General features: G+C 46.3%; 10 protein-coding genes. 1 reads left to right on the top strand and 9 read right to left on the bottom strand.

All coding sequences use genetic code 11. From position 1 onward, the window contains the following. Positions 1 to 183: 183 nt before the first annotated feature. The 9 genes from PSI22_RS13970 to PSI22_RS13930 form a co-directional block, all read right to left on the bottom strand. Positions 184 to 759, bottom strand: a complete 576-nt coding sequence (locus PSI22_RS13970; protein WP_273580273.1) for a flavoprotein — start codon at positions 757 to 759, stop codon at positions 184 to 186. Between the two features lie 53 nt (positions 760 to 812). Beyond that, positions 813 to 1,655, bottom strand: a complete 843-nt coding sequence (locus tag PSI22_RS13965; RefSeq protein WP_273580272.1) for a metallophosphoesterase family protein — start codon at positions 1,653 to 1,655, stop codon at positions 813 to 815. A gap of 35 nt (positions 1,656 to 1,690) precedes the next feature. Further along, positions 1,691 to 2,155, bottom strand: coding sequence for a group II truncated hemoglobin (locus tag PSI22_RS13960; RefSeq protein ID WP_012988245.1), 465 nt, complete (start codon positions 2,153 to 2,155; stop codon positions 1,691 to 1,693). Between the two features lie 67 nt (positions 2,156 to 2,222). Beyond that, on the bottom strand, positions 2,223 to 3,092 hold the full coding sequence (locus PSI22_RS13955) for a GNAT family N-acetyltransferase (RefSeq protein ID WP_273580271.1): 870 nt from the start codon (positions 3,090 to 3,092) through the stop codon (positions 2,223 to 2,225). Between the two features lie 122 nt (positions 3,093 to 3,214). After that, the gene (locus tag PSI22_RS13950; protein ID WP_038205109.1) at positions 3,215 to 4,351 is read right to left on the bottom strand and encodes an acyl-CoA dehydrogenase family protein; all 1,137 of its coding nucleotides are present in this window, start codon (positions 4,349 to 4,351) and stop codon (positions 3,215 to 3,217) included. Between the two features lie 25 nt (positions 4,352 to 4,376). Then, positions 4,377 to 5,114, bottom strand: coding sequence for a thioesterase II family protein (locus PSI22_RS13945; RefSeq protein WP_273580270.1), 738 nt, complete (start codon positions 5,112 to 5,114; stop codon positions 4,377 to 4,379). Continuing rightward, positions 5,104 to 6,735, bottom strand: coding sequence for a GMC family oxidoreductase (locus tag PSI22_RS13940; RefSeq protein WP_273580269.1), 1,632 nt, complete (start codon positions 6,733 to 6,735; stop codon positions 5,104 to 5,106). Before PSI22_RS13940 ends, PSI22_RS13945 begins: the two co-directional genes overlap by 11 nt. After that, a complete protein-coding gene (locus tag PSI22_RS13935; protein ID WP_273580268.1) occupies positions 6,732 to 10,142 on the bottom strand; it encodes a non-ribosomal peptide synthetase in 3,411 nt (1,136 codons plus the stop codon). Before PSI22_RS13935 ends, PSI22_RS13940 begins: the two co-directional genes overlap by 4 nt. Positions 10,143 to 10,717: 575 nt before the next feature. Continuing rightward, positions 10,718 to 11,215 (bottom strand): DUF2938 domain-containing protein, encoded by a 498-nt coding sequence (locus PSI22_RS13930; protein WP_273580267.1) that lies wholly within the window; start codon positions 11,213 to 11,215, stop codon positions 10,718 to 10,720. A gap of 128 nt (positions 11,216 to 11,343) precedes the next feature. On the opposite strand from PSI22_RS13930, the gene PSI22_RS13925 reads away from it, so the two are divergent. Then, entirely contained in the window at positions 11,344 to 11,985 is a 642-nt protein-coding gene (locus PSI22_RS13925) for an ArsR/SmtB family transcription factor (RefSeq protein WP_273580266.1), read from the top strand. Positions 11,986 to 12,091 lie beyond the last annotated feature (106 nt).

The raw sequence follows: 12,091 nt of genomic DNA, 5'->3' as shown, positions 1-12,091 counted from the left end.
TCGATATTTTAAGATATTTATTCTGCAATTTGTCAGTGATTTTATTCTGATGACATAGGGATTCATGCTTGCTTTAATGCGGGGAATCAAGAGATGGGAAAGAGGAAGAGTACGCAGTCCATATGTTAAATACAGTCAGAATACCTGAGCACTCCCCATATATACCCCATCGATTTCAGTGAATTATTCAGGCAAATATTGCTTCAGCAATGAAATCACAGTTTCAATATCCGGCAAGGAAGGATGCCCAACCATCTTTTGCAGTGATGCGTCAAAGTTTTCATGCCAAACAGGTTCAATAACGTGATAGCCATCATCATTCAACTGCCTGATATTGCGACGTGTTGCATTTTTTTCCCACATAACGCTACCCATTACGGGAAAGAACAGTACCGGAAACGTGGAAGCCAGAATGACCGTCGTCAAACGATTAGGGGTCGCACCATGAGCAGCACTCGCCATCGTGTTTGCCGTTGCAGGCAGAACCGCCATGAGATCATGATCAGCCACAATGCGAGAAGGTTTATCGGTTGGCCAATCCTGTGGTTTTTCTCCGCTGATAACCCGATCGGCATAAAGAGCAACGGTTTCCGCTGGCAAAAAAGGGATAGCGCTGTTGGTCATCAATACCGTCAATGTACAATCAATCGCCGCCTTAATAGCCGAAAGATATCTGGGAAGGAGGACAATATCGACTGATCCCGTGGCTCCAATTAAAATCCTCGGTTTTGTTTTTTGATTAGTTTCATCATATTTCATGGGTAAATTGGCCTTTTTATTATCAGAATGTTTTTGATGATCAGAATAGGTTGTTAGCGATATTCATTGGCATATTCCAGCCACTCATCCAGCTCTACCAGGCAGAAATGTCTGCCACGCTCCTGCCATTCCCGTGGGTATCCCAAAGAGACTTCCACATGGGCAACACCATGAATATATTCGATATTGGGAATGTGCAAATGACCATATACCACCATACGTACCCCTTTTCTTGATGCCCACTGGCGAGTTTTTTCACTGCCACACCAAATCGAAAATTCGGTATTGCGCAAGGATTCGGTCGGTTTTCGGATAATCGGAAAGTGACTCATGAGCACAATGCCTTCACCATCCTGAATGTAATTCAAGCGTTTTTCGGTATATTGGATACGTTCCCGACACCATTCGATAATATTTTTATGGGGATAGGTTTTCAGGAAGAACTCATCGGAACTGATGATACCGCAGCGACGGGCGCGTTCTATAGCCTGATCTGCCGTATAATCGGTCGCATTTCTGAATGAATAATCGTATAGCGTAAATATGGGGGCAATGGTCACAAATGTGCCATCCCCCATAGGGTAACGATGGAATTCATCTTCTGGAGTGAGCACATTGTGCTGTCGGCAGATGTTTACCAGATGCTCATAACGCAGTACACCGGGTAATTTCACAGGATCTCTGGGACTGCACCAGAGTTCATGATTTCCCGGCGTCCAGATTACCTGTGCAAACCGTTGGGAAAGCGTACTTATGACCCATGTAAAGTCTGACTCCTGTTCTGCAATATCACCCACCAACAAGAGCCAATCGTCCGGTGTCGATGGTCTGAATGAATCGACTATCGCCCGATTTGCTGCATGGGATACATGTAAGTCACTGACAGCCAACAGCATGGTCTCACCTCACTATGACTAAGTTCTCGGAAAAATCAGGGCGTTCCCGGAGGTGCTTCCCCCCAGCCCCATTTTGGTACAGTTTCGCGGCGTGATGGTGCGGCGTCCGGCTGGGAATTGGCCTCTGCCCTGCGTGAACCCCATTCGATATAGGCCGCAAAGGCTGAACGAAACTCAGGATCTGACGGAAGACCGATTTCATCAGCAGACTTCATCAATAATTCTACCCATCTCGTCCGTTGTTCAGGCTGGATGCTTCTGCCCCTGTGCCGACTCAGCATGACTTTGAAACCACCACGCTCATCGGTATAGCGACTTTCTCCACCGAGCACTTCTTCCAGCCACATGCCAACATGGCCGGGATGATCGGCTTTCATATTTTTAAACAGGGGTTCAAGCAGTTCGTCTTTTTCAACCTTGGCGTAAAAGACTTCCATAAGGTGCATGAGTTTTTCTCTGCCCCCCATCCATTCGAATAAGGTTGGCTTTTCATTTGCCATAACATACCTCTCATATGAATACATGAATGACGTCGTCATTCTGACTATGACGATTCTTTGGTACTAATTAACCCAACTCCAGAGAACCAATGGCTCTTAATTTCTCTAAACGCCCCTTTGGTATGACCTTGCCCTTGTACATTCTGAATGTGTAAAACAATTCCCGTAGCCCATACTCTTTTGCCAGCGGGATAAATTGATTGTTATCGGTTTCAGGTGCATCAAATGTCACGGCTCCACCTGCCGGTACTTGCGCCAGCGCTGCCCTAAAAAGTGTTTCCAGTACATCGGCGTTATCTGCATGGAAAGGCCCAAGCCGATATCCATCTGTCGATTTGCGTATCCCAATAATGCCAGTGACCCCGGTATCTGAACGGGTACAGAAGCCATACCGTCCTTCTCCCCAGAACCAGTCTGCAAGCAATCTCCTACGATAAACACCGGTGCATTCAGCGTCGTAATGAATGACACCATCGATATTTATCTTAGTTATTGGTAATACCCCTGCGGGTTGAATAACCTTTTGAGTAATGACACCGGACATCCTGAAAGTACGGTAGTGAGGAACAAACCCCCTTTTTTCATACAGTGATGAGAGATGGCTGTTCCCATCGCAGCTAATTGTGCGGTGTTCTGCGTAGGCAATACCCGATTTCCATATTTTCCCTGCACAGACATGATTACGGAATTCAGGGGGAACGATATAATGCCCACCGTGTGTATAAGTATCTGAATAATTCACCATTGACATGGATGAAATAGGCATCCCATTACGGTAAGTAATAAAGAAACCATGAGGATCGACATTAAAGAAGCGTGAAATATCACTCTCGACCATATTCCACTGTTCAGTATTCGCCCAATGAAAGATAGTGGAGCGCCATTCGCTCGCCGTTACCCTCTTAAATACACACTTTTTGTTGCTCTTCTCACTCATATCCAATATATCCTTCCAACAATATTGCGGTATAAATGCGGAGACGAACATCTTTTATCTACCCGTGCATCCGTATATTAATTAACCAAGTGCTCATTATTTGAATGATGAACCATTGATTATTAAAGCCCCATCGATTTACTGATCATTTCCTGCAAAACTTCACTAGTTCCACCATAAATAGTTTGAGCGCGGCTATTAAGCCAGTTTTTACCCGCAACAGAATCACGCATATAACCTGCCCCGCCATGTAATTGCAGGCAGCGATCCGCGACTTTCATCTGGAGTTCCGTTGTCCACCATTTGATGCGAGCAGCATCCACCAAACTGAAAAGACCCTTGCTAAATTGCTCAACGGCGTTATCAAGATAGACGCGGGCAATTTTTACTTCGGTATCCAACTGTGCAAGGATAAAACGGTTGTACTGAAAGGAGCCAATCGGCTGGTCAAACGCTTTTCTTTCTTTCACGTAAGCCAGCGTGCTCTGTAAAATATGTTCTGCGCTGGCAACCGCCACCGCTGAGATACTGAGCCGTTCCCGTGGCATTGCCGACATGAAGTAATAGTTACCGAGGTTTTCACGGCCAATCAGATTGGTAACGGGAACTTTGCAATCATGGAAAAACAGTTCAGCCGTGTCGCTGCCATTCCAGCCAATTTTCTTCATGGGCTCTCCTCTGGAGAACCCGGCCATATCCCGCTCTATCACCAGCAGGCTGATCCCCTGACCTTGCTGACCCTGCTCTGTTTTTACCGCCACCACGATCAGATCAGCATTGATGCCATTGGTGATATAGGTTTTGCCGCCATTGACCAGATAGTGATCTCCCTGCCGCTTGGCCACGGTTTTGATATCTGCCGTATTAGAGCCACCGCTGGGTTCAGTCATGGCAATGGCTGCGACTCGCTTCCCAAGGCATAATTCCGGCAGCCACTTTTGTTTCTGCTCTCCACTGCCAAGGGCAAAAATGTAACTGGCAATAATATCGTTATGGGCGACGATCCCCGGTACGGTAACCCCAGCTCTGATAAGCTCTTCCGTCAGAATCACGGCAAAACGGTAATCATGTTTTCCCAAACCACCGTATTCGGGGCTGACACTGATGCCCAACAAGCCAGACTGACCCAACTTCTCCCAAAAAGAACGTTCCATCAGACCATTATCTTCCCAGGCCTGATGCTCAGGAACGATCTCACGTTCAAGAAACTCACGGCAGGATTTCCGGTAATCGTCAAAATTATCAATCTCAATACGCATATTCACTCCAAATTCGTTGTCAGCTTTATTGTTGCGTTCCACTGTCACTCAACAGTATTTGTTTAATGACATCCCAGTGCCGATAGACGGCAAAGTGATCCCCTTCAATACGGATGAGTGAAGTCTTGTGAGAAGTGTGATTTTTCCAAGCCTGCATATCTGCCAAACCGACATGTATGTCCTGGCTGGCTGAAACCAGCACCAGTGGATAATCCACCTGCATGTTACCAAGCTGAGGAAATTGGCTACGTATGAGGTAATCATTGCGTAATTGCCTGATGATGGGTTTTATCAGCGCCGGTTCGTTCAAAATCGCCTCAGGCGTTCCCTGATCTTCTCTGGTTTTCTGAATCAATTGTTCATCTGTCCATTCATGCCGTTCATCATACGGTTGAAGTTGAGGTGGCACAGAGCAGGACACCACACCAAACTGAGGGGTAAGTCCGTAACGCTCGTGCAGTACCTGACCTACCGCAACACTGAGTACACCACCAAAACTGTGACCGAATGTGATCCACTCCGTGATCCCCTGCGCCTGCTTCTGCTGAAAATCCGCCCAAATATCTGAGGCCAACCGATCAATCAACGGCTCCAACTCATGGATTTCAGGCTCTTTGGCTAGATGCCCCCGACCGGGGATCGCCACAGGCTGCAAGATCGCGGCTTTCGTGGCCGCCAGATCATTCAGCCAAGGACGATAAATAGCCGTTGTCGCCCCTGCATGTGGAAAGGCATAAATAATCCGTCTGCAATTAATGTTCATTTTCCCTCCGCGCTATCAGAAAGCTGACAATCCGCTCAGCCGTCATAATGGTCGTCAGATTGGTCGGCATCGAAGGAATGGTGGGAAACAGCGATGCATCGGCTACGGTCACTCCCGTGATGCCATACACTTGTCCATCCTCTTGAGTAGCGCTGTCAGGATCAGAGTCGGCTCCCATTCTGAGGGTTCCTGAAGCATGCCAGCCCGGATTAACCAGGTTCTTAATCGCGCTGTTCATGATTTCATCGTTGTAAATCATGGAATGAGACCAAAACTGGATGCCATCCAGAAACGCATCGACTTCCGGGTGCCGCAGGACTTCCCATATTTTACGAACACCGCCGACAAGACGGGCGATATCCGCAGGATTGCGGGTCAGTGGCAGGTCAATCTGGGGCAGCACGGTAGGATCGGCGGTGCTGATAAAAACACGCCCCAGAGCCTGTGGACGCATCAGCATCACGGAAGCCCCAACCAGCATGGGATAAGCGACACGATCTTTGAATCCCGGTACCGTCTCACTGGCAACATTGTTCAATAGCCCGATTTGCACATCGACTTTTGTGTCATAACCACTACTGATGCGGGCAGCAATTTGCCGCCACGGCAAGCCCGTTGTACACACGCCAGTTTTCGGTAATGACCAGAGCACGACTGATGCGTGGTCAGTCAAATTTCGGCCAACGGCGGGCAATTCCGCAATCACCGGAATGCCCAAAGCACGCAGATGTTCGGGATCGCCGACACCTGAACGCTGTAACAGGGTTGCCGAACCAATTGCGCCTGCACAGAGAACGATGTGTTCTGCGTGATAAACCTGTTCTTCCCCGGCCTGAATCACTTTTACACCGGACGCCGCCGTTCCGTTAAAAATGATCTGGGCCACCAGCACATCCGTCATAACGTGCAGGTTCTTTCTATGAAGAACAGGTTCAAGGTATGAGCGATAAACATCCACTCTTTCTGCCCCATTGATGACATTGGCAGGTACAGGCCCCACAGCGGGAGCCTCTCCGGCATTAAGATCATCCGCATAGGGAACACCAGACTGCTCACAAGCACGGGCAAAAGCCATGTCAAGGGGATGGATTTCCTCATGTTGCGGTCTGCGCAAACACATTGGCCCCAGTGAACCGTGGTTATCATCACCCGTACGATCGACATCATTCTCCAGATGTTTAAACCACGGCAGAACTTGTTCCCAAGACCAGCGAGGACAGCCCATTTTCACCCATTGTTCAAAATCGCTGGGAAATCCTCTAAAGGCAATGGCACCATTAACGGCAGAAGAACCACCAAGCACCTTTCCCACACGATAATTGAACGGTTTTCTTCCCCGGTGTTTGCGCTCTTGTTTTTTTTCATCTTGCAGGTAATGAGAAGGCGAAATGAGATCGGCGAACCGATCTTCACTGCGTACATTCGCTTCGTAATCCCAGTTATATCCCTCCAGCACCAGCCTTGACGCATCCCGAAGGGGGCTGGCCGGGTCATTAACATCAGATGCGTGACCTGCTTCAAGCAACAGCACCGATTTCGTACCGTTCTCAGACAGGCGCGATGCAGCCACACACCCCGCCGAACCGCCACCCACCACGATGTAATCGTATGTCTTGGTCATAGGTCACTCACCGCTTGAGATTGCATAATCGTCCCGATAATCCGAGAAAATGCCTGAATGTTGGAATTCATGAACAACCCTTCGATAATGTCCTGCTCTCCGGCGGGCGTGATATGAAATTCCTGTCGCAGAGCACTGAGCAGACCAACGGCATGCAGTGAGTCGCCACCAATATCGAAGAAACCATCGGTAACATCGAAGTCATCATGCTGGAGCTGTGCCTGCCAGAGTTGTAAAATTTTCGTTTCTATCTCATTGGCCGGATCGACGGCGATTGCTGTGTGTTCTTCGCTATCAGCCCAAGGAAGTGGTAGCGCCTTACGGTCAATTTTGCCGTTGCTGGTTAATGGCATATGAGCCAGCAACACGTAATAACTCGGCACCATATAGGACGGCAGTGTACTGCGGGCAATTTCCCTCAACTGTTCCTGAAAATGGGCAGGATCTTCTGATGTATCCGCAACAGAGGGAACCACGTAGGCCACGATATGCCGCTGACCTGTTTTGGCATGGACGGGGGCATCCATGACGACGTGACCGGCGTTTTCGTGGGTCAGAAGACAGGCTTCAATCTCACCTAATTCAATGCGGTATCCATTGATTTTCACCTGATTATCTTCACGACCCAGAATTTCTATCAGGCCGTTAGCCATATAGCGTCCCAGATCTCCCGTCTTGTATAACCGCTCGCCAGTAACAGGATGGGTAATGAATCGCTGCGCCGTTTTTTCGAGATCGCCCAGATAACCCAGAGTAACGCCCTCTCCTCCAATATAGAGTTCGCCGGTCACCCAGTTGGGACAAGGTGAAAGCCAATTGTTCAGGACATGGAATCTCTGGTTTGCCAATGGCTTGCCATAAGGAATACTTTTCCAATTTTTATCAATATCTTCAATTGGATAACATATCGACCAAATAGAACCTTCGGTTGCGCCACCAAGACTGATGATCGCCGTATTGGGCAGATTTTCCCGAATCCGCTCAGGCAAATCGATAGGGATCCAGTCGCCGCTCATCAGTATCAGTCTTAATTGTGTCTGAGCCAGATCGGCACCATTTCGGTCTACCAAAACCTTGACGGGAGCAGGCACGCTGTTCCAGATAGTAATCTGATGCTTAACCAGCGTTTCAAACCAGATTTTCGGATCATTAGCCGTTTCAGAGGTTGAAAAGACAACCTTTCCTCCTGCCCCCAGCACGCCGAAATAATCATATACGGACAGGTCAAATCCAGCAGGTGCAACGGATAAAACCGTGTCCTTTTCTGTCACATGAAATTTGCGATTGATATCCAGTACCGTGTTCGTCGCATTGCGATGGGAAGCCATGACCCCTTTCGGTTCCCCTGTTGAACCCGAGGTAAAGATGACATATGCCAAATCATCCAACGCTTGCACGGAAGAGAAATGAGCAGAGACCTTCTGTTCTGTATCCATTACCTCAGACATAAGGCACTCATCCAGATTGATCCGGAATAAATCAGCCAGTTCACCCTCGTTAAAAAGGCTGCTCTCAGTGACGATACCTTTGGCGGAGCAGCGCCTGAGCAAGTTCATCCGACGTTCTGCGGGAAGCTGAGGATCAATAGCGACATAGGCCGCTCCCGACATGAGAATACCCAATACCCCAAGCACCAATGCAGGGCCTTGTGGCAGAGAAACCGCCACAATATCATTTGGATGAATCTGGACTGAGGCACGAAGAGATTTTGCAACTTCACTGGCACCCTTGACCATTTCGGCATAAGTAAAGTGCTTTTCGCCCTGCACAAGGGCAATGGAATGGGGGAATTTCTCTGCGGCCTGCAAAATCATTTCATGCAAAAGTTGGGGAGCAAGATCAATATCCGTTGCATTAGCCTTGGCACGTTCTGCCATATCGGACGCAGGAAGCTTCACCAATGATCCGGTTTTGCCCCACACAGAATCGTCTTCGGCACAGGCGATGAGGAGCGCCATATAACTATCCAACATGGCTTCAACCATGCCATCGGGGAACAGCTCATTAACCGTATTCCAGTTAATCTGGACGATGCCATCAAGGCGAACGATTTGGTTTTCCAGCCATACCTGAGGGGTTTGATTACTGCTATAAACCTGCACCGTGCCAGCCCAGTCCATATCCGTAACAACATCGTCTAAATGGGCTGTCAGAGTATTGCTGAATACCACCGGTGCAGAAACAGCGCGGCTGCCATGACTGCGACGAGTCAGCTCCCTCAAGACCTGAACGCCATTGTAGGAAGAATGCCAACGATTCATCAGCAAATCAGTCTGAAGCTGTACTAACCGCTCATTGAAACTATCGTCTTCTGTCCCCTGTATTGCCAGTAATGTAGGTTGCAGGAAGTTCCCGACAATATTTTCAACCTCTGCAAAATAGGGACGACGACCGAGTTGCGTGATGGTCAACGTAAAAGTCTGACGTTTTGACCACTGACGGAGAACTTCTGCATAGGCTCCCAACAACAACGTTTCAAGCGTCAGTTTTTGCTGCTCTGCTTTTTTCTTAAGAGCGGATAAAGTTTCTGTGGCTATTTTTCGACTGTAACGCTTGAACATCGGTGGAGAAATCAATTCAGGGGCGTTTTTCAATGGCAATTCAGGGGATGGCGGTAAGTTATCGAACTGTTGTTCCCAATAAGCTTTATCATATTGCCCTTGTGGTTGTCCCTGTAGATAACGTTCAGCCTTGATATAATTTTGAAAATTCGCTTCGTCATCTAATTCAGGCAATTCGCAGCCTTGATAAACCCGCCCCCAGTCCCGCAATACCAATCTGACGCTATGAAGATCCATGAACATCAAATCAAAATAAAGGTGCAAACGGATAATTTCATCACTGAGTATCGTTGCGCGTATATCAAATGACGGGATTTTATCCACTGGTAATAACTGTGTTTCCATTTTCTGACGAATATCTGCCAGCTGTTTATCTTTTTCTGATGCCGGCCACGCTCTGCCATCCTGAATAGAAATGGTATAGGTCAATGATTCAGGCAAAACCCGCTGCTGACCATCTGAAGATAGCGCAGTCCGCAGCATGGGATGATATTCAACCACCTTGTTCAGTGCGTCATTCAGTGCCTTGATATCTAAAGATTTGATATCCCATTCGGTATACAGACAACTCGTCCGCCCGCCCAGTTCCAACCCAGGATTACGGCCGATCAGGTAAGCATATTGAATATCCGTCAGTGGAAAATCGTCTGTTGTAGACTCTTTTGTAAATAACGTTTTGGGAATAGTCATATTCAGTGGCAATGCACTGCAAAGCATTTCGTGAATCTGCTGTGTGAGATGAGATATTCCCGCTTCTGTATTTTTATTTTCTAGTTCAGCTAATTCAGAAGAAGAAAGAGAAACTTGTAATCCAGACTCTTGCAATGCCCTGAGAAAATGTTGCATACATTATCCTCTATCGTGTAGCAGAGAAATCGAGTTTTCTCTATGTGATATTATTTTTAGTTACTTGTAATAAATTTTTTAAAACCAAAATTAAACAGTTCCGATAAATATTCCGAAACACAATTAAACTAATTTAATATTAAATACTAAAAAATAAATAATTCCGAGATTAAAAAAACAATCCCATATTTCTATTATTTCTCCTCAATGATTAATAATTAAATATCCAGATTTAATGTGATGATATTGATCGCCCAACAATATTGCAACATTTTTATAACCATAAATTATATCTAATAACGATATCAAATTAACAATTAATGTTATATGAGGGTTATCATAAAAAATAATCACAACTAATTGAATATAATGATAATTTTAATATATCATTTTTATGACACGTCATTTTATATGTTGATGTAAGTATTGGACACATATTAATAATAAAAAAAGACATGATGAAATAATTATTAATAATATATTAACGGGATAGATAAATAGGTGATAAAGAGGAGTGATTAATATATACCGTCGATAAACATAAAGTTATTTATCGACGGTTATTAAGATTGACGTTAAGAAAATAATGTCAGGAAGAGCGCAGCTAAATAAAGACCAACACCATAAGACGTGTGCGCCATCAGGCTTCTTAATCTGGCGATATTAGGCGTGGGGGTTTTGGATGCTGCAATTCCCATTCCCATACCGGGCTGCATAATAAAATAAGGCGCAACGACAGTAACGACACCAACAATCAATGCAGGGATCAAAGTAGGATTTTTCGCCCAATCCAGCCCCCAAATCAATAATAAAAGTCCCGCGAAAATAATCCCAATCAGGTAATGGGCGAACCAGCCAATCCCAGTTTCACCTTTCACGGGTTCAGCCTGTACAATGCTTTTATGGACAAATATCCCTTGTGGAATATGCCCAATCCAGCGACCAACCATGGAATAATTCAGTGATGGCACTCCAAAGCTGCGTTTTATGAAAACCGCCCAAAGATCCATCACAACCGTTGCACCAGCCCCGATCAATACAGAACGAACAATCAACTCCAATCCTTCATTCATTTGTTGCCATCCTCCGAATTTAGTTATTCATCACAGTTGAATCACTTATCTGACACTCGCAGCGCCCAAAAAACTTTGATATTATTGCATTCAATGAATTTATTGAATGTAATAATATTGGAAGCCAAATGTCAATGTTTGATAAACAAACTCTCGTTGAGATCGCGGAAATTGCCAAAGTACTGGGGAATACCCACCGCTTGACACTGCTCGAATGTTTGGCCAATACCGAGCAATCCGTCGAACGTCTGTCGGATTTATCCGGCCTGTCTATTGCCAACACTTCCCAGCATCTACAGCACCTCAAGCGCGTGGGGCTGCTTCAGTCCCGCAAAGAAGGCAAGCATGTCCTTTATCGGCAGGGAGAAGGCCCGATAACGGATATTATCTCTGCACTCCTGCAATATGCTGAATTTAACCGCACAGAAATGCGCAGGCTGATCGATGATACCAATAACCAGGAATCCATTTCATGGGAAGAACTGCTGGATCGGATCAAAGAAAAAAGCATGACATTGCTTGATGTCAGGCCAAAAGAGGAATTTGAACAAGGCCATTTGCCGAACGCCATCAATATTCCGGTCGATGAATTGGGAAACAGACTGGACGAACTTTCTGCCAGTCAGGAACTTATCGCCTATTGTCGAGGCCCTTATTGCGTTCTCTCTGCCAATGCCCTCGAATTGTTGCGTGCTAAAGGCGTTCGCGCCCGCCGCTTTAAAAAAGGGTTCTCAGGCTGGAAAGATGCGGGAATGCGTATTGAAGTATGATCTTAAACTTAACGTTTTCAGGCCAGTCATTGGCCTGAATATAATAATAACTAATAACTAATAACTAATAACTAATAACTAATAACTAATAACTAATAACTAATAA

It is taken from the genome of Xenorhabdus aichiensis (assembly GCF_028598775.1).
Taxonomy (GTDB): domain Bacteria; phylum Pseudomonadota; class Gammaproteobacteria; order Enterobacterales; family Enterobacteriaceae; genus Xenorhabdus; species Xenorhabdus bovienii.
Note: the sequence above shows the minus strand (reverse complement) of the source record. Positions and strands in the feature narration are given on the sequence as shown.

Coding starts and splice junctions, on each gene's coding strand:
- PSI22_RS13970 (WP_273580273.1), bottom strand. CDS start 759: ATGAAATATGATGAAACTAATCAAAAAACAAAACCGAGGATTTTAATT.
- PSI22_RS13965 (WP_273580272.1), bottom strand. CDS start 1,655: ATGCTGTTGGCTGTCAGTGACTTACATGTATCCCATGCAGCAAATCGG.
- PSI22_RS13960 (WP_012988245.1), bottom strand. CDS start 2,155: ATGGCAAATGAAAAGCCAACCTTATTCGAATGGATGGGGGGCAGAGAA.
- PSI22_RS13955 (WP_273580271.1), bottom strand. CDS start 3,092: ATGAGTGAGAAGAGCAACAAAAAGTGTGTATTTAAGAGGGTAACGGCG.
- PSI22_RS13950 (WP_038205109.1), bottom strand. CDS start 4,351: ATGCGTATTGAGATTGATAATTTTGACGATTACCGGAAATCCTGCCGT.
- PSI22_RS13945 (WP_273580270.1), bottom strand. CDS start 5,114: ATGAACATTAATTGCAGACGGATTATTTATGCCTTTCCACATGCAGGG.
- PSI22_RS13940 (WP_273580269.1), bottom strand. CDS start 6,735: ATGACCAAGACATACGATTACATCGTGGTGGGTGGCGGTTCGGCGGGG.
- PSI22_RS13935 (WP_273580268.1), bottom strand. CDS start 10,142: ATGCAACATTTTCTCAGGGCATTGCAAGAGTCTGGATTACAAGTTTCT.
- PSI22_RS13930 (WP_273580267.1), bottom strand. CDS start 11,215: ATGAATGAAGGATTGGAGTTGATTGTTCGTTCTGTATTGATCGGGGCT.
- PSI22_RS13925 (WP_273580266.1), top strand. CDS start 11,344: ATGTCAATGTTTGATAAACAAACTCTCGTTGAGATCGCGGAAATTGCC.